The sequence below is a fragment of the Pseudoalteromonas sp. 2CM41L genome (assembly GCF_023161905.1).
GTDB classification, from domain to species: Bacteria; Pseudomonadota; Gammaproteobacteria; order Enterobacterales; family Alteromonadaceae; genus Pseudoalteromonas; species Pseudoalteromonas atlantica.
The window spans coordinates 216,338-233,987 of sequence record NZ_JALNTN010000001.1 but is presented as its reverse complement, the minus strand read 5'-3'; the positions used below and the strand labels follow the sequence as shown (position 1 = coordinate 233,987).

The window sequence follows — 17,650 nt, the reverse complement described above, 5'->3', positions numbered from 1 at the left end:
TTTGTTAAACGAGGTGATTTTAAATGGGTAAACAAGTTCGCAAAGCTACGGTACTAAGTACTGAACAAATAACACCGCATTTACAGCGCATTGTTGTAGGCTCAGATGAGTTTTCGGATTTAACACAAGCACATATTGGCAGCTATGTAAAAGTGCTTATTCCCCAAAATGGTAAAGTTGATTTTAATTTAAAAACCGCGTGTATGCGCTCTTACACAATAAGAGATGTTGATGATGCAACGGGCGCGTTAACGCTCGACTTTGTAATAAACATGCACCAAGGTCCGGCTACGCAATGGGCTATAACTGCAAAAGTAGGTGACGAGGTTGGCATAGCGGGCCCAGGTCCTAAAAAGCTTGATAATTACCAGCATCCGCATTATGTATTACTAGGCGATTTAACCTCAGTTAATGCAATAAAAGGGTACATGCAGCAGTTACCCGCCAGCGCAAAAATTGACGCGTTTGTGCATGCCCCTACAGAGCAAGACATTATTGATTTACAAACGCAGCGCGATGTTAATTGGTTAATTACAGATACACCGGATACCGATATGCTCAGCGCGCTTAACAATTTGCCACACACAAACGAGCCACCTATTGTATTTATGGCATTAGAGGCAGGGTTAGTACGTAAAGCAAAAACCTTACTTACCCAGGACTGTAATATACCGCGTAGTAATATAGTTTCCTCTGGCTATTGGAAAAAAGGCGTAGACTCAGAGGGTTATAAAAAAGAGCGCCAGCAAAGCCCTGAGCTTGCATAAATACCTTAGAGCAAAACAGCCTAACGCTATTTTGCTTTTATCCGTTACCTAACTTGAATTGAATAAATAGCAGACCCATTTAAGTGTTTTATGCTGATGATGAAGCCCATTGTTAGCATGCATTTTAAGGAGCTGCTATTTTGTTATCTTCCATTCCCTTTTCGTTATTAGAGCTTGCCCCCATGATCAAAGGGGACAGCGTTTCTCATACGCTCAATAAAACCACTAAATACGCCCAGCGCGCCGACCAATTAGGGTTTAATCGCTTTTGGCTAGCCGAGCATCACAATATGCCCGGTATAATTTGTGCTGCCACCTCAATATTAGTAGGTCACATTGCAGGTAAAACTCAGCGTATACGGGTTGGCTCTGGCGGAATAATGCTGCCGAATCATTCGCCCTTAGTTGTGGCTGAGCAATTTGGTACGTTAGAGAGTTTATACCCTGGACGAATAGATTTAGGCCTTGGCCGCGCCCCTGGTAGTGATCCAGTAACCAGCCGTGCGCTAAATAATGATATGAGCCGCGCAGAAAACTTCCCGGGGGAGGTAACAGAGCTGCAAACATTATTAGGCCCATACAATGGCACACACCCTATACGTGCTATTCCGGGGGAGGACACAAACGTACCGCTTTGGTTATTAGGCTCAAGTTTGTTTAGCGCCCAATTGGCTGCGCAAAAAGGGTTGCCTTATGTATTTGCAGGGCACTTTGCACCACGTTTTGTACACGATGCCATTGCGCTATATAAGCGAGAATTTAAAGCCTCAAATGTACTCGATAAACCCTATGTAATGCTTGCTTTACCGCTGGTAGCAGCAGAAACCGATGAAGAAGCGCAGTACCTATCTACCACCTCAAAGCAACGCGTGCTTGAATTAATACGCGGCAAAGAGCTATGGCTAAAGCCACCGGTAGAGAGTATGGAAGGTTTATGGAGTGAGCAAGAGCGCGCCCACGTAGAAAACTTTTTAAGCTTAAGCGTTGTTGGCGGGCATGTGAGTATAAAACATAAATTACAAATGATAGCGAAAGAGCTAGAAGTGGATGAGTTTATATTTACCAACGATGTTTACGACAGCGAAAAACGCCACCGAGCCCTAGAAATTTTAATGGAAATAAAGCATTAATTAAAAAAGGAAGTGTTTAGTTAAGCAAGCGTACACACAAGCCTTGCTACTATGTAGACATCATTAAAAGTGAATACAAACTTATTAACTTTAAGTGATGTCTGAACAAACAATTTCGATAATTAAACATATTTAGGTTGCCAAGGATAAGGCCCATTTTGCATTATTTATCGTTCTGTTTTTTCAATCAAACTGATTTAAACAATCAATTTTAAGACATCACTATTATTTTTTACAATGTAGTTATTAACCAAACATCATTAAATTAAAGGAAGGTACACCGTGAACGCTCTAACAACCGCATCGGCTAATTCAGTTACTCATACAGCTCAGCCAAAAGTTGCTCTGATAGCTGAAGGTGGCGGACAACGAGGGATATTCACTGCCGGTGTATTAGATGCATGGTTAGAGCAAAACTATGACCCATTTGATTTATTTATTGGCACCTCTGCCGGCTCGCAAAATTTAACAAGCTATTTAGCACGTCAAAAAGGTTACGCTAAACGCTTAATTAGAGGGCTTTCTCGTAACAAACGCTTTTTTCAACTAGGGCGTGGTTTAATGGGCAAGCACATTGTTGATTTAGACTGGTACTTTGAAAAAACCACCGAAGTAAACAGAGCTCTTGATTTTAAAACAGCAAAAACCAGCTTAGGCGAGCGAGAGCTGCTTATAACGGCAACCAATGCACGCGACAGAAAAGCCTATTACCTTTCACCTACAGGCGAGGGTAAGCAATGGCGAGATTTGTTAAAAGCATCGAGCGCGTTACCTTTTTTGTATAAACAAGGCGTTAAACTTACTCCTTGGTTAGGTACAAAAGCGGCAAACGAAGCGCATTTAGCTGCAGAGCAATCGAGTGAAGATTTTTATTTAGATGGCGGCTTAGCTGCGCCCTTGCCTGTACGCGAAGCTTATAACCGTGGCGCACGAAAAATCGTAGTAATTAGAACCGTTGATGAGCATTTTCAGGCGCAAACAGCATGGGTTCAAAAGCTTAGAACATTTGCATGTGCATCAGGCTACTGCCCAAAAACACTTGATTACTTGATTCAACACGAGCAAGCATACCTAGACGAGCTAACGTTTATTGCCAACCCGCCTAGTGATGTAGAAATTATACAAATTTTTGCAGACGAAAAGCTGCACAGTAAATTATTAGGTAGCTCAAACGACGACTTACGCTTTGATCATAAGCTAGGTGTAAAAGCGGGCCGCGCTTATTTAAAAAGCCAAAACGCACGTATAGTAGATTACGCACACAGCTACGCTATGTAGCTGTGTATTAACGCTTAAACTTAAATTACTACTTAAGTTTAAGCGTTGGTAAAGTGCAGTGGCAAAATTAAAGCTCTGCTTTATTTAAACTTATCGATGGCTTTTTATTGCTAATTACCGCGCCTATTAAAATAAGCGCTAAAGCAATAAACACTGACCAACTAAAGGGAGCCTGCGAGGCGAGTATTAAAATAAAAGTAGAAAGCACCGGCGTTAAAAAACTTAACGAGGCTAATAGCGATCGGTTACCAAATTTTAAACCATGATCCCATAAATAAAATGCACCTCCCACTGGGCCTAACCCTAATAAAATAGCGCCTAGCCATTGTGAAACAGACAAACTAGTAACGGTTGTTTCAAAATAAAAATGTGCACAAAGGGCAAGCACAGCCACAATAAGCGAAAGCCAGCCTATGTCATCTACTTGGCTATTAAATTGCGACATTAAATAAGAATAACTAGACCACAGTACTGCGCAGCATCCTGCAAAAAAATACCCTAAGTAATACTCACTATTGATAGATAACCCACTGCCATCGGTAATTAAACTAAGCGTGCCTAAAAACCCCAATAATCCGCCTAATATTGCTTTAAATTTAGACCCAGGGGTAGCCACAAATACACCCAGTAATAATGGCCAAAGGTACACAATTAAGCTTACCTCTATTAAAGGGCCGTATTTTAAAGCCATAAAATAACAAAAGTGAAAACCAAATAAGCCGGTAACACCTATTATCATTTGTTTTTTAGAAAGCTTAGGAGGGGTTAATAATGGCTGTTTTGTAGCAAAGCGTTTTACTAATAAAATAATAAAAGAAAGTGCAAAGCACATAAAAAGTAACTGAAAAGCCGGGATCGCTTTGGTTAAATTACCTAGTAATGCTAAAAGCCCCCACGAAAATATTGCTAAAAACCCTATGTGTGTTGCCATTAATTACCCTCCGTAAATACTAGGTACTGAGTGTATCAATATAGGCTTTTAAAAATGTGCTAAAAAGACGGTGTTATTGTTTGCTCTGACGCTATTTAACCTACGCTCTGCTTGAGCTTGCTTTATTATCTCGTGTTTAGGTTATCTACATTACTGCTTTGCAAACGCTTTAGGTGGCTGTCCAAAATATACATTAAACCGGCGGCTAAACGCAGAGGCATCGCTATAACCAATGCGCTCGCCTACTAAAGCAATCGGTAAGTCTGAATGGGTTAAAAGGGCGCGAGCGTGCTGCATTCGCAACATAGTTAAATATTGCAGCGCACTCATAGTGGTACTTTTTTTAAACACGGTTTTAAATTGCGTAACGCTTAAACAGGCTATATCAGCCAGCTCTTTTAACGTGTAGGGGTAGGCTAAATTTTGCTTAACAGTGGTTATTACATTATCTATTCGCTTATCAATATTACTGTGGCTGCTTTGCTCACAAAGTAATAAGTAAAATAAATCAAAAGTTGAATTAGTAAGCTTTTCATCGCTCACAACGAGCAGTTGCTGCTCTATAAACTGTAAGTAACTTAATAAACGGCTATCTATTGAGATTTTAGGGCATAAAAGGTTAATAAGGTTTTCAGGGAGCGCGTCTAAATCTGCCACAATAAAACGCGCGGCTTCATCGGCCGTAAAGGCATGCACTACGTTTTTCTCTATAACGATACAACTGCCCGTACTCACCGTTGTTTTAAAGTCATTATTTAACGTTATAAAAATTTCCCCGTGTAGGGGTAAAACGAGTTGATGGTAATTGTGCTGGTGGCGCTTTATATCTTGCGAATAATACCGAATAGAAAGCTTATTCATTGCCTACTCCAATACCTAATACATAAACCGAGTATTGCCCAAAACACTTTAAGTAAAACATAGCGTTAATAAACCTAAGTAGATGACAATAATATACTGGTTTCGCTATTTAAAATGCCTTCTATTTCGCGTACTTGCCTGAGTACGCCATCAAACTCACCTAAATTTGCCGCCTGTATTTCAGCCACTAAATCCCAAGCGCCATTGGTTGTATGTAACTTTGTCAGCTCTGGTATGCCGCGCATGGTTTTAATTACCTGCGATGTAGATTTACCCACCACTTCCACCATCATTATTGCTCTTACAGCTTCGGTTTCTATGTGTTCGTGTACACGCACCGTAAAGCCTAATATAGCGCCGGATGAGACTAAACGGTCTAAGCGGTTTTGCACTGTCCCGCGCGACACCTTTAAAACATCGGCTAGGGCTGAAATAGAAGCGCGGCCATCTTTTCGTAATTCGGCTATTAATGCGTTATCTAATGAGTCGTAAATGTAAGGGGTCATAAAACGCCTTGGGTTATGTGTTTATTACAAATTACTAAATTTGTACTTTATTGCATAGCAATTTGCTAAAAAATACTATTATTTGTATAAACTTTTGGTATTTTAAGTAACACCTCTGGCCTATAAACTTATTTCAATTAATTTATTTAGTCATTAAAGAGGTATTTATGAGTCATTTTATCGCACAACCTAAACAAGGTGTTCCATTTGTTAGCGTACAGGCAATGGCCAAACTTATAAATAAAGTCGGAATAGAAAACGTATTGCTTGAGCTTACTCAAAGATTAGAACACGACTTTGCTCGCTGGGACGAATTTGATAAATCGCCACGTTATGCGGCGCACTCTCCTGATGGCGTAATAGAGCTTATGCCCGTAAGCGACGGTAAAATGTTTAGCTGTAAATATGTAAATGGTCATCCAAAAAACACCTTTAAGGAACTTCAAACCGTGGCCGCATTTGGTATTTTGTCGGATGTTGATAGCGGCTATCCGGTCATGATCAGCGAAATGTGCTTACTAACAGCTTTACGCACAGCGGCTACATCGGCGCTTGTGGCAAAATATTTAGCGCCTAAGCACTCAACAACACTTACATTAATTGGTAATGGTGCACAGTCTGAGTTTCAGGCATTAGCTTTTAAAGCCGTATTAGGCATTACTCACATTCGTTTATACGATATTGATAAAAATGCCTCACAAAAAGCCTACAACAACTTAAGTGGTTACGGCTTAAATGTAACTCTATGCAATAGCGCAGAAGAGGCCGTACAAGGCGCGCACATTGTTACCACGTGCACAGCCGATAAAAAAAATGCCACTATTTTAACCAGCGATATGATCCCCCAGGGCGTGCATTTAAATGCCATTGGTGGGGATTGCCCTGGTAAAACAGAGCTTGATTCACAATTATTAACGCGCGCAAATGTGTTTGTAGAGTACGAACCGCAAACCAGAATAGAGGGCGAAATACAGCAAATGAGCGAAACCTTTGCCGTAACAGAGTTTCATAAAGTAATTAATAAACAAACACCTGGGCGTACAAGTAACAACGAGCTTACTATTTTTGATGGGGTAGGCTTTGCAAGCGAAGACTTTACGGCGCTGGTGTATATTAAAGATGCGCTGGTGGCTGCGGCTGAGTTTGAACTACTTGATTTAATTACACAACAAGCCGATCCACGTAATTTATTTTCGGTACTTAATAGTACACAAACATCTAAAACACCTAAGCAAGAGCAAGTCGCATGAGCCACATAAAGCAAGCACCGACAGCGGTGGTGATGGTGCGCCCGCATCACTTTACATCTAACCCACAAACCATGTTAGACAACACGTTTCAAAGTACCTGTAACTCACAAAATCAGAGTCAGCTTGCCTTTGACGAAGTCACTAATGCGGTTAAATTATTACAAAACGAGGGCGTAACGGTTCATCTTTTTGAAGACGAACATACACACACGCCCGACTCTGTATTTCCAAATAATTGGTTTTCTACCCATCAAAGTGGCGAGCTAGTTATGTACCCAATGTACGCAGAAAACAGAAGGTTAGAATATCGAAAAGATATTATTGATTTTTTGACTAATCACTATAAAGTGTTGTCTGTGACTGATTATTCATTTTTAGCGAAAGAAAATGCATTTTTAGAAGGCACAGGATCGCTTGTTATTGACCACCCCCATAAGCTTGCTTATGCAGTAGAATCTAAGCGCACTACTAAAACCGTGGTTAATACAGTGTGCGAGCAATTAAAGCTAAAACCTGTTGTATTTAACGCCTACGATGAGCAAGGCACTGCGGTTTATCATACTAATGTATTAATGTGTGTAGCCACAGAGTTTGCCATGATCAGCTTAAATATGGTGCCAAATAGTCAGCACAAACAATTAACTAGCCATTTTATACAAAGCCATTTAGAAGTAATAAACTTATCTAATGAGCAAATAAGTAGCTTTTGCGGCAACGCAATAGAGTTACAAGGTACAAATGGTCGTATTTTAGCACTCTCACAAACGGCGTTTAATGCACTTACAACCGAGCAAAAAGCAGCAATACAAAAAACAGCTAAACTTGTTCCGTTACCTATACCAACCATAGAGTCGGCGGGAGGTTCGGTTAGATGCATGATTGCTGGCATACACCTGCAAAGTAAATAACCTACCACTAAGTCAACATCCTAAGGCAGCTTAGCTGCCTTAATCTATGGCTAACATGCATTATTAAATGCCAATTACTCAACTGCGCGCTGAGTAAAAATATAATAAATACAAAAGGATTAGCCCATGTTCGATACCGTAGTAAAAAGTGTAAATGGCCTATTATGGGGAGAAGGCCAAATACTAATCTACATACTACTGTTTGCAGGTATTTGGTTTTCGGTACGTTTAAAAGCAATTCAAATAGTAAAATTTAAACACATGTTTAGCCTGTTAAAAGGCAGTAGCAAGTGTAAAAAAGACGACATTTCATCATTTCAAGCATTGTGTACTGGCTTGTGTGCCCGTGTAGGTACAGGTAACTTAGCTGGGGTCGCTGTTGCAATTTCACTAGGCGGAAGCGGCGCCATATTTTGGATGTGGGTTATAGCCATACTCGGCATGGCAACCGGCTTTGCCGAAAGTGTATTAGGGCAAGTGTATAAAGTACGCGATAGTAGTGGCGAATTTAGAGGCGGCCCCGCCTATTATATTCAACAAGGTTTGGGCAGCCGTGCCTTTGCTATTGTATTTGCCGCGTGTTTATTTTTAGGTTATGGCTTTACCTTTAGTGCAATGCAAACCAATACCATAACCGACGCCCTTAACTATGCTTTTCAAGTACCTACCTTTTATTCTGGATTAGTTATTACCGTATTAGCAGGCTCAATTATATTAGGTGGCTTTAAAGCCATTGCCCGCTTTGCTGAGCGAGTAGTGCCACTAATGGGCATATTATTTGTAGCCGCGGCGGTTATTATTACGATTATGAATTTACCGCAAGTGCCTGCCATGCTTAAAGATGTGTTTTTATCAGCGTTTGGTTTACAAGAAGCAGGCGCAGGAGCAATGGGCGCTGCCATTAAAAACGGTATTCAACGCGGATTATATTCTAACGAAGCCGGCGCAGGTAGTGTGCCGCATGCTGCAGCAAGCGCTAGCCCAATGCCTAATCACCCAGTTACACAAGGGTATATACAAATGCTTGGCGTGTTTTTCGATACAATTGTACTTTGTAGCTGTACCGCGGTAGTTATTTTATTGGCCGATGTAGATATAAGCGGCGAAATGGAAGGCATACGTTTAACCCAAAGCGCCATGACCGCACATTTAGCAAAAGGCGGTGTGTATTTTGTTGCTGCAGCCATAACCTTATTTGCTTTTACCTCGGTAGTGGCCAACTATGCTTACGCCGAAAGTAACCTGCATTTATTTAAGCTCGATAACAAAGTAGGGCGCACAATTTATACATTACTTTATTTATCAATGATGCTGTGGGGCGCATCGGCATCTCTAAAAGAAGTCTGGGATTTAGCCGATATAGCATTAGGGTTAATGACAGTGGTTAACGTAATCGCTATTATATTGCTCACGCCAACTATTTTGTCTGTTAATCGCGACTACAACACACAAAGAGAAAAAGGCATAGAGCCCGAATTTAAAGTAAAAGACGTAAAAGTACAGGGTAAATGCGAAAGCGGCATTTGGGATTGATTCCCGTATTTTAAGCAATTTTAACGATAAAAAGCGGTTTTATGGCAACATAAAACCGCTTTTTAATTTTGCATAATTATTCAATTTTGAGTTGTGTGAACAGCACTAAAATATAAGAATAACAAGGTAAACTGATTTAATGATCGACATTCACGCAGGTAAAACAGCAGCAAAAATTATTAACGAGCAGGGCTTTAAACCCGAGTTATTTACCACTTTTTTAGGAGCAAGTGGCGGGCCTAAGTGGTTTACATTATTTGGCTTAGACAAATATATTTTTGGTGAATTTTTTAAAAACCGAACCCAACCACTCAACTTAATTGGTTCATCTGCTGGCGCATTTCGATCAGCCTGTTTTGCACAAAACGACCCCGTTGCTGCCATTGAGCGTTTAGCAAAATCGTATTCGCAAACGCGCTATTCTAGTAATAAACCAACACCTGCTGAAATTACACTAAAAGCCCGCGCATTATTAGATGATGTATTTGGGGAGCAGGGCGTAACCGAAATTATAAATAACCCTGTATTTAAAGCGCATTTTATAGTGGCAAAATCGAATGGGTTTATTGCGAGTGAAAATAAATTAATTCAGCTTTTAGGTTTATCAAAAAGTTATATGCTTAATCGGGTTAACCGAAGATTATTAGGCTCGCAGTACGAGCGATTTATTTTTGGCCCAGCAACAAGTGACTTATCAATTTCCGACACCTACAATTTTAAAACGCAAAACATACCACTTAGCCAAACAAATTTAAAAGATGCCTTACTCGCATCGGGCTCTATACCACTTGTTATGCAAGGCATAAAGAATATTGCAGGCTCGCCACCCGGTATTTATCGCGATGGCGGAATAATTGACTACCACTTTGATTTAAAAATTAATAACCCAGGCTTAATTTTATATCCCCATTTTAATAGCGAGCCAAAAGCAGGGTGGTTTGATAAAAATTTAAAACGTAAAGTAGCACCACAAAATTACGATAACGTGGTGATGATCTCCCCATCAAAAGAATTTATAGCCGGCTTACCTTACGGAAAAATTCCAGACAGAAATGACTTTACCGATCTTGATGCAGACACACGTATTAAATATTGGAATACTGTTTTTAGTGAAACTGAAAAGTTGGCTGAGGCATTTGATAAGAAATTAATGATTAAATAAATGTATGAATTAGAAATAACAATAAGTTAGGTACTGTTTATAAGTAAAGGAAGATTCGATAAGGAAATATATCTAATCTCATAAATAAAAATTTATAAAATAATCTTTGTCAAAAAGTAGTTTGAGCTTAATTTGATTGCTGATGTATTGCTCTACTAATATAGATTAGCGTCATAAGATATGGTGTAATTTTTAATTAAAAAAGCTAATTATTAATACCTAAATAACTAGCTTTATTATTTATATAACGTTTTGGTGAAATAAAATTTCACGGTTTCATTTCTATAAAAAAATTTTTAGTATCGACTAATTCTTATCTATAAAAATTTTATTCACTAAAATTTTTATCAAGTTTATTAACTAGAGAGCGAAAGTCATTAGTTAGAATTTCCTCTGAATTTGGGACTAAAACTATTGCTTGTGAAAAATATTTATCTTTAAGTAGTTCATCACCATTTTTTTCATGTAATAGCCCAATTCGGAAGTAAGTTAAAGCAAGGTTTAAATTTGTTCCTTCTATTGAAAGTTCATCTGGGCCAATATACTTTAATAAACGAGCTAGTGAGTTTAATGCATATAAACCGGTGGCAGTATCATTAAACAAATAAGCTTTATGGGCTTCATTGATTTCATTTTTTAAATATGAAGATGTTGAGCTATTTGCAAACGCATTACTTATGGATAGGGTGAAAAATATGAAAAACATCAATATTTTGAAAGTAGTCACTTTTTATTCCTTTAGATAATTAACAGTATTAAAAATATACAAGGTTGTAAAAGAATTTACAACTTATCAATCATAGCTCATAAATTACGTTATGTTAAATTAACTGGTTTATAAGAAAGCGAGCGTGATTATACAAACCAGCCCGCTTTTAGGAGAGTAATTAGGTGTTAATTTAGCTCAGAATCTACCCAAAATTTAGTGCCTTTTAGTACTGCTTGAAGTGCAAGGCCATTTTCGGTTAAAGAATATACGGTAACTTGGTCGGCAATGGCTTCTGCAACCAGTGCTCCACCTTTATCTTCGTATTTTGCTGCTGCATCTGCGTTTCCGCCAAAGGCCCAACCGTGTTCAATAAATCTATTTACAGCCGCTTGGTTATGAAAAACCATAACAACGTTAAAATCTTTAACACCTAAACCAAGCCCTAAACCGGCTTCACCCATATTCATGTAGGTTGATTTACCCGTTAAGTTATTTTTTACTACACCGTACCCGCCACCAAAACTAGCTAAAACGACATTTACGTTTGCGTTATCAAATACGGCGTAACCGGCAGAATTGGCAATTTGTTTTTTAACATCGGGTTTTTGTGCGTATAATTTGTCGAGGGTATTGTTTTTCATGCTTTGTACTAAAGCGCGTTTTTCGCTAGGCGAAGCACTGCCTGTAGTAGCACAACCTGTTAGTAATACACTTATTGTAAGTAGGCCTAAAACTATAAATTTTTTCATAAAACTTTCCTTAATAAGATTCATACCAATACACAACAATGTTTAAATAAATACACTTTCACTATGTCCAATACTAGACAGTATCGGACTTTAACGTTAAGCTGTAAGTCTATTATTTTATTGAATATTTATACATTATGCTTGTTGCTTTAGTTGATACGTTAAAACAATTAAGATACCAAATTGCTCATCTTGACGACGGTACTCTAAACTCAGAATACCCAGAACTTGCATCCTTTATACAGCAAGTTGGCTTGACTGTAACTGAATCAAAGGACGATCTTAAATTTTTATACCAATTTTTATATGTGTACGGCCGAAAATCTGAGGCAACATTTAATCGTTTTCGTAATGAGCTTGAACGATTTTATTTGTGGTCTTGGCTAATTGCCGAAAAATCTGTATTTAGTTTAAAGCGCGAAGACATTGAAGCGTATGTTGATTTTATGGCTGAGCCAGATAAAAAATGGGCATCAACTTCGGTGCAATGGCGTTACAAAGATGAACAAGGCATTCGTCGATTAAATCAAAATTGGCGCCCTTTTATATTAAAAGAGTCAATTGCGAGCCAGCAAACATTAGCGGCTATGTTTACTGCGCTAAATGTATTTTATAAGTTTTCTATTTTAGAAGAAAAAACGTTTGCTAACTTTGTGCCTGTAGTGAAAAAAAATAGCCCCTATTTGGTAGTTCAATCTCAAATTCAGATCCCAGACACTTTAAGTGACATACAATGGGAATATGTATTTGGCGTAACACGCGATTTATGTGAAAAAAAACCAGAGCTTGAACGTAACCTATTTACGCTCGCGTGTTTAAAAGGGCTATATTTACGTATATCAGAATTATCAGAGCGCCCGCAGTGGTCGCCAGTTATGTCACACTTTTGGCAAGATAATGACGGTTTTTGGTTTTTACGAATTATGGGTAAAGGTAATAAGCTACGAGATGTTACGTTAAGTGATGATTTTGTTGAGTATTTAAAACGTTACCGATTATACAGAGGGTTACCCGCCCTACCTCGCGTTGATGAATCTGAGCCATTGGTGCATAAAATTCGTGGCCAAGGTGGGATGACCGTTAGGCAAATTAGGCGTTTAGTGCAGCAAAGTTTTGATTTAGCTCAGCAATCGTTACTTGATGACGGGTTTAAAGATGATGCAGAACAACTTGAAGCGGCCACTGCCCATTGGCTTCGTCACACGGGTGCAACACATGATGCGCAAACTCGACCGCTAAAACATTTATCGGAAGATTTAGGCCATTCTAAAATTGCGACAACCGATCAAATTTACATTCAAACAAATATTAAAGAGCGAGCAAAATCAGGCGTTAAAAGGAAAATTTAATGGAATACTTAGTAATAGCATTTATTGGTTTTTTATTTTTAGTTTATTCAATTTCAATAAGGCAGTTAGAGCGCACAGAAATAACAGGCCCTATGTTTTTTGTTATTGGCGGCATGTTTTTGGCGTTTTTACTTCCTAATGAAGGCGAAAAACTAAAAACAGGAATAGATTATTTATTACCACTGATAGAGCTAACACTAAGTATATTTTTATTTTCTGATGCGGCTAAATCTAAGTTAGGTGTATTGAGGCATAGTTTTCAATACCCTAGCCTATTACTATTCGTTGCCCTACCCTTAACTTTATTGTGCGGTATTGGTGTTAGCTTATTTTTATTTGCAGAGTTGTCGTTAATTCAATCGGCACTGCTGGCAATTATACTTACACCAACCGATGCAGCTTTGAGTAAAGGGTTATTGCAAAGTACACAAGTGCCCGAAAAAATCAGGGAAGGTATAAATACCGAAAGTGGATTAAACGATGGCTTATGTGTACCCGTATTTTTAATTTTTATTTTATTAGCTAAAAACCCTGACTCTGCTATTACTGCTTCACATACATTAGGTGTGTTTTCAAGAGAGCTTGGCTTAGCATTATTGATTGCTGGTTTTTCTATAGCGATATTTATTCCGGCATTAAATTTTGCAATGCAGCGCCATTACTTTGCAAAAAGCACCAGCCCATTTTTACTTTTAGGTTTTGCGATGGCGGTGTTTTCTATCACACAATATTTACATGGCAGCGGGTTTATAGCGGTGTTTATAGCAGGTTTGTTATTTGATAAATTTTCTAAAACTGACATTCGCGCTGAGCTAATAGAAGATTCAGAGCACATTGCTGATTTTACTTCGTTAATGATTTGGTGTTTATTTGGATTTGTTTGTGCGTATTTAGTAATACCCAAATTAAATACAAATATAATTGTGTACGCCTTACTAAGCACTACATTAATTAGAATAATTCCGGTTATGTTATCGTTACAATTTACAGCACTTAATTGGAAGGAACGTTTTACTTTTGCATGGTTTGGGCCACGCGGTTTGGCATCTATTGTTTTTACTTTAATGGTAATAGACACGCAAATAGAAAATAAATACGATATTGCCACTATTGCAATGACCACTATTTTATTTAGCGTGTTTATACATGGTATAAGTACAAAGCCTATTGCAGATAGCTTCGTTAAAAAATCTAAATAGCGTTTAGAAAAATTAACGAATATATTGTTTTGCTATAAACACGTTTTTTAGCTTTAAAATAAATCACTTAACTAAGCGAATTGGTATTAATAAAAAAGGCGTAACTTATTTTTAAGTTACGCCTTTTTTATTTTTAACTTTTACTAGCTAAGTACCTGAGCGAGCAACTCAATTGGGTGCTTTGGTTTAAATTGCTCAAAACGTTTTACTTGGCTGCGACACGAAAAACCGGTAGATAAAAGTTGCTCTGGTTTATTTTTATCTACTATTGGTTTCCAACTCATTTCGTACAGTGCACGGGAATTTTCTTGGTTTTGTGCTTCATGGCCATAAGTACCGGCCATGCCACAACACCCGGTATTGGTTGTGTTTAGGGTTAAACCAATATCAGTAAAAATTGTTTTCCATACGCTTGCTGCTTTTGGTAAAGCGGTTGTTTCTGTACAGTGGCTTAGTAATGTAAATTCAGTATCAGTTTTTTGTTTAGCCGATAATGATTTAAACGATTGAGTTTGTAACCATTCATGGGCAAGTTGTACATGAAACTCGCCGCGATTATTTTCTAAAATGGTTTTGTATTCATCGCGATAACACATAACTAACGATGCATCTAAACCAACCAAAGGCGAATTAATATCAGCGAGTTTATTTAAAAACTCTGCGCCATTTTTTGCGGTTACTTTAAACTCATGCAAAAAACCTTTTACGTGTTGGGCTTTACCATTAGGTTTAAACGGTAATAGCATCGGCTTTTTACCCAGCGCGGTGATAAGTGTTATAAAACTTTGCACTAACTCGGCTTCGTAAAAGCTGGTAAACGGGTCTTGCACTATTAGCACATAGTCATTTTGTTCATCACTTGAAAGTGAATTTAATAATTCAAAATTGAATTTATGTGCTTTTGCGACACGTTTTTCAAGTGAAGGCACACTTAATTGGGGGGTATCTACATACCCTACTGTTTTTTTAATTAAACTACTTACTAAGTTTGTTTTAACAATTGGGTTGATCACGCGTGCAAATTTAGACATTACAGGCGCCGAACTTTCAATGTTAGCGACTAAATAATCTTTAAGTGGGCGCGCGTAATAACTGTGATAATAATTTAAAAAGCGTGCTCTAAAAGTAGGTACATCCACTTTTATAGGGCAAGATGTTGTACACGCTTTACACGCTAAACATTCATCCATTGACTCTTTTACTTCGTGAGAAAAATCGTAAACACCTTTGTTTTTTTCACGGCTATGAACAAAACGCTCCCACCAGGTAATAACTTCGCCTTTGTTAAGCTCTTTTTCTACTTCGAGTAAATCTACATTTTTAGACTCTTGAAGTCGTAACCATTCTCGCATTAATGTTGCGCGGCCTTTTGGCGAATGCCTGCGGTCGCCGGTTACTTTATATGAAGGACACATGGGAGAATTTTCGTCGTAGTTAAAACAAATGCCGTTACCATTACAGGTCATTGCATTGTTAAAACTTGTTTTTACATCGATAGAAATTTGCTTATCGAAATACGAACGTTTTTGCCCATCTACACTAACTAGTGAGTCCTCACTTTCTATGGGAGTACATATTTTACCAGGGTTTATTCTATTATTAGGGTCGAACGCTGTTTTTATTTTACGTAGTTGTTTAAATAAATGCTCGCCAAAAAACTCAGGGCCGTATTCACTTCGGTAACCTTTACCATGTTCGCCCCACATTAAGCCGCCGTATTTAGCGGTGAGTTTTACAACTTCGTCTGAAATTTTACGAAGCAGTTTTTCTTGTTCTGGGTCGCACATATCTAGCGCCGGGCGTACATGTAAAACACCCGCATCAACATGGCCGAACATACCGTATTGTAAATTATGGCTATCGAGTAACGCTCTAAATTCTACAATATAGTCGGCTAAGTTTTCTGGTGGTACGGCGGTATCTTCAGCAAAGGCCAATGGCTTTTGGCTGCCTTTAACATTACCGAGTAATCCGACAGATTTTTTACGCATTGCATAAATTTTTAAAATGTCACTTTTACTGCTGGTTAATTGATAGCCAATAACACCATTGGTTTGATTTTCTACGCACTCATCTAATAATGTGCAAAGTGTGTTTACTTTGTCTTTTATATCTTCAGGTGATACTGCATTAAACTCAACCATGTTGAGTCCTTGCATATCTTTATTTGGTACATCGGTTATTAAGTCCGATACTGAATGCCAAATAATATCTTCGCGAGCCAGGTTTAATACTTTGCTATCGACTGTTTCTACCGATGTTGCACGCGCATCAACTAAAAAGGGAGAGTGGCGAAGTGCCGAATCAAAACTGTCGTATTTAATATTTATCAGTGTTTTAAATTCGGCTATGGGAGTTAGGTTTAATTTAGCTTCAGTAACTATACCTAGTGAGCCTTCTGCTCCGGTAATTAGCCTACTCATATCAAAAGTTTGTAAGTCATCACTTAGCACATGCTCTAGGTCGTAGCCGGTTAAAAAGCGATTTAAGCGTGGAAATTTTTCTAAAATTGCTTGGCGTTCATTTAAAGAAATTTCCAATACTGTTTTGTAAAGGCTACCGATTAATGATTCTTGCTCGGCTATTACTTTGGCTTTTTCTATGTCTATTGGTGATGTCACCATTGGGCTGCCATCGACTAAATAGGTAGTAAGTCCTAAAACATGGTCGCTGGTTTTACCGTACACTAATGAACCTTGACCTGATGCATCTGTACTGATCATTCCGCCAATGGTTGCTCGGTTACTGGTTGATAAGTCGGGTGAGAAGAAAAAGCCGTACGGTTTTAAAAAGTCGTTTAATTGATCTTTAATTACACCTGTTTGTACTCTAACCCAACCTTCTTCAACATTAATTTCGAGTATTTCGCGCATGTAGCGAGACAAATCAACCACTATTCCTGGTGTGAGTGATTGCCCATTAGTACCTGTACCACCACCACGAGGGCCAAAAGTAAGCGACAAAAATGGGTCGCGAGATGCTGTTTGCAATGCCAGTTGAATGTCTTTTTCGGTTTTAGGAAAAATAACACCTTGCGGGATTTGCTGATAAATACTGTTATCGGTAGAGGCGGTTAAACGCGTTGCATAGCTTGCATCGGTGTCTCCACTAAACCCCTGATTTTTAAGTGTACTTAAGTAGTTTGCGACAAGCTCGGTCGCTGCATCTTGCTGTGTAATTGTTGCTATCATGACGGCGATAATTTAAGGCATTTGTGTAATTATATCATGGTGATGGCTAATAGAAATTGAAGATTTTACAGTTTGTAACACTCTTTTTATCGTAATTTGAGGTTCTGTATTTATAATCAAGTTAAAC

Annotated in this window: 15 protein-coding genes; 9 read left to right on the top strand and 6 right to left on the bottom strand. The window is 38.4% G+C overall.

Annotated features, from left to right (window positions below; translation table 11 throughout):
* Positions 1-23: 23 nt before the first annotated feature.
* The 3 genes from MTF64_RS01015 to MTF64_RS01005 all read left to right on the top strand — a co-directional run bounded on the left by MTF64_RS01015 (position 24) and on the right by MTF64_RS01005 (position 3,175).
* Positions 24-767 carry a siderophore-interacting protein gene (locus MTF64_RS01015; RefSeq protein WP_024032378.1) on the top strand — a complete coding sequence of 248 codons (744 nt, stop codon included), beginning with the start codon at positions 24-26 and terminating at the stop codon, positions 765-767.
* 140 nt (positions 768-907) lie between these two features.
* Positions 908-1,897 (top strand): LLM class flavin-dependent oxidoreductase, encoded by a 990-nt coding sequence (locus MTF64_RS01010; RefSeq protein WP_004586324.1) that lies wholly within the window; start codon positions 908-910, stop codon positions 1,895-1,897.
* 282 nt (positions 1,898-2,179) lie between these two features.
* Positions 2,180-3,175 (top strand): patatin family protein, encoded by a 996-nt coding sequence (locus MTF64_RS01005; RefSeq protein WP_029772994.1) that lies wholly within the window; start codon positions 2,180-2,182, stop codon positions 3,173-3,175.
* Between the two features lie 67 nt (positions 3,176-3,242).
* On the opposite strand, the gene MTF64_RS01000 is transcribed toward MTF64_RS01005, so the two are convergent.
* From MTF64_RS01000 to MTF64_RS00990, 3 genes are all read right to left on the bottom strand, one after another.
* Entirely contained in the window at positions 3,243-4,106 is an 864-nt protein-coding gene (locus MTF64_RS01000) for an EamA family transporter (RefSeq protein WP_248450166.1), read from the bottom strand.
* Between the two features lie 150 nt (positions 4,107-4,256).
* Complete coding sequence (locus MTF64_RS00995) at positions 4,257-4,967, bottom strand: AraC family transcriptional regulator (protein ID WP_248450164.1); 711 nt, start codon at positions 4,965-4,967, stop codon at positions 4,257-4,259.
* Between the two features lie 74 nt (positions 4,968-5,041).
* Entirely contained in the window at positions 5,042-5,473 is a 432-nt protein-coding gene (locus MTF64_RS00990; RefSeq protein WP_004586320.1) for an Lrp/AsnC family transcriptional regulator, read from the bottom strand.
* A 167-nt stretch (positions 5,474-5,640) separates the two neighbouring features.
* On the opposite strand from MTF64_RS00990, the gene MTF64_RS00985 reads away from it, so the two are divergent.
* The 4 genes from MTF64_RS00985 to MTF64_RS00970 all read left to right on the top strand — a co-directional run bounded on the left by MTF64_RS00985 (position 5,641) and on the right by MTF64_RS00970 (position 10,326).
* Entirely contained in the window at positions 5,641-6,723 is a 1,083-nt protein-coding gene (locus MTF64_RS00985) for an ornithine cyclodeaminase (protein ID WP_248450162.1), read from the top strand.
* Positions 6,720-7,631, top strand: a complete 912-nt coding sequence (locus MTF64_RS00980; RefSeq protein ID WP_004586318.1) for an arginine deiminase-related protein — start codon at positions 6,720-6,722, stop codon at positions 7,629-7,631. Before MTF64_RS00985 ends, MTF64_RS00980 begins: the two co-directional genes overlap by 4 nt.
* A gap of 126 nt (positions 7,632-7,757) precedes the next feature.
* Positions 7,758-9,164 (top strand): alanine/glycine:cation symporter family protein, encoded by a 1,407-nt coding sequence (locus MTF64_RS00975; RefSeq protein ID WP_248450161.1) that lies wholly within the window; start codon positions 7,758-7,760, stop codon positions 9,162-9,164.
* A gap of 139 nt (positions 9,165-9,303) precedes the next feature.
* Positions 9,304-10,326 (top strand): patatin-like phospholipase family protein, encoded by a 1,023-nt coding sequence (locus tag MTF64_RS00970; RefSeq protein WP_248450159.1) that lies wholly within the window; start codon positions 9,304-9,306, stop codon positions 10,324-10,326.
* A 328-nt stretch (positions 10,327-10,654) separates the two neighbouring features.
* Here MTF64_RS00970 and MTF64_RS00965 read toward each other — a convergent pair whose 3' ends face one another.
* Both MTF64_RS00965 and MTF64_RS00960 read right to left on the bottom strand, forming a co-directional pair.
* Positions 10,655-11,053, bottom strand: coding sequence for a hypothetical protein (locus MTF64_RS00965; protein WP_138684845.1), 399 nt, complete (start codon positions 11,051-11,053; stop codon positions 10,655-10,657).
* 167 nt (positions 11,054-11,220) lie between these two features.
* Positions 11,221-11,784 (bottom strand): YSC84-related protein, encoded by a 564-nt coding sequence (locus MTF64_RS00960; RefSeq protein WP_055019010.1) that lies wholly within the window; start codon positions 11,782-11,784, stop codon positions 11,221-11,223.
* A gap of 137 nt (positions 11,785-11,921) precedes the next feature.
* On the opposite strand from MTF64_RS00960, the gene MTF64_RS00955 reads away from it, so the two are divergent.
* Both MTF64_RS00955 and MTF64_RS00950 read left to right on the top strand, forming a co-directional pair.
* Positions 11,922-13,133: a tyrosine-type recombinase/integrase gene (locus tag MTF64_RS00955; RefSeq protein WP_054981980.1), complete on the top strand. Its 1,212-nt coding sequence runs from the start codon at positions 11,922-11,924 to the stop codon at positions 13,131-13,133.
* The gene (locus MTF64_RS00950) at positions 13,133-14,332 is read left to right on the top strand and encodes a cation:proton antiporter (protein WP_121638567.1); all 1,200 of its coding nucleotides are present in this window, start codon (positions 13,133-13,135) and stop codon (positions 14,330-14,332) included. The genes MTF64_RS00955 and MTF64_RS00950 overlap by 1 nt, the downstream gene beginning before the upstream one ends.
* Before the next feature lie 143 nt (positions 14,333-14,475).
* Here MTF64_RS00950 and MTF64_RS00945 read toward each other — a convergent pair whose 3' ends face one another.
* The gene (locus MTF64_RS00945) at positions 14,476-17,523 is read right to left on the bottom strand and encodes an FAD-binding and (Fe-S)-binding domain-containing protein (RefSeq protein ID WP_248450157.1); all 3,048 of its coding nucleotides are present in this window, start codon (positions 17,521-17,523) and stop codon (positions 14,476-14,478) included.
* Between the last annotated feature and the right edge of the window lie 127 nt (positions 17,524-17,650).

Excerpts from the sequence above, each read along its gene's own strand:
- MTF64_RS01015 (WP_024032378.1), top strand. The coding sequence starts at position 24 with ATGGGTAAACAAGTTCGCAAAGCTACGGTACTAAGTACTGAACAAATA.
- MTF64_RS00955 (WP_054981980.1), top strand. The coding sequence starts at position 11,922 with ATGCTTGTTGCTTTAGTTGATACGTTAAAACAATTAAGATACCAAATT.
- MTF64_RS00950 (WP_121638567.1), top strand. The coding sequence starts at position 13,133 with ATGGAATACTTAGTAATAGCATTTATTGGTTTTTTATTTTTAGTTTAT.
- MTF64_RS00990 (WP_004586320.1), bottom strand. The coding sequence starts at position 5,473 with ATGACCCCTTACATTTACGACTCATTAGATAACGCATTAATAGCCGAA.
- MTF64_RS00960 (WP_055019010.1), bottom strand. The coding sequence starts at position 11,784 with ATGAAAAAATTTATAGTTTTAGGCCTACTTACAATAAGTGTATTACTA.
- MTF64_RS00985 (WP_248450162.1), top strand. The coding sequence starts at position 5,641 with ATGAGTCATTTTATCGCACAACCTAAACAAGGTGTTCCATTTGTTAGC.
- MTF64_RS00970 (WP_248450159.1), top strand. The coding sequence starts at position 9,304 with ATGATCGACATTCACGCAGGTAAAACAGCAGCAAAAATTATTAACGAG.
- MTF64_RS01000 (WP_248450166.1), bottom strand. The coding sequence starts at position 4,106 with ATGGCAACACACATAGGGTTTTTAGCAATATTTTCGTGGGGGCTTTTA.
- MTF64_RS00995 (WP_248450164.1), bottom strand. The coding sequence starts at position 4,967 with ATGAATAAGCTTTCTATTCGGTATTATTCGCAAGATATAAAGCGCCAC.
- MTF64_RS00980 (WP_004586318.1), top strand. The coding sequence starts at position 6,720 with ATGAGCCACATAAAGCAAGCACCGACAGCGGTGGTGATGGTGCGCCCG.
- MTF64_RS00945 (WP_248450157.1), bottom strand. The coding sequence starts at position 17,523 with ATGATAGCAACAATTACACAGCAAGATGCAGCGACCGAGCTTGTCGCA.
- MTF64_RS00975 (WP_248450161.1), top strand. The coding sequence starts at position 7,758 with ATGTTCGATACCGTAGTAAAAAGTGTAAATGGCCTATTATGGGGAGAA.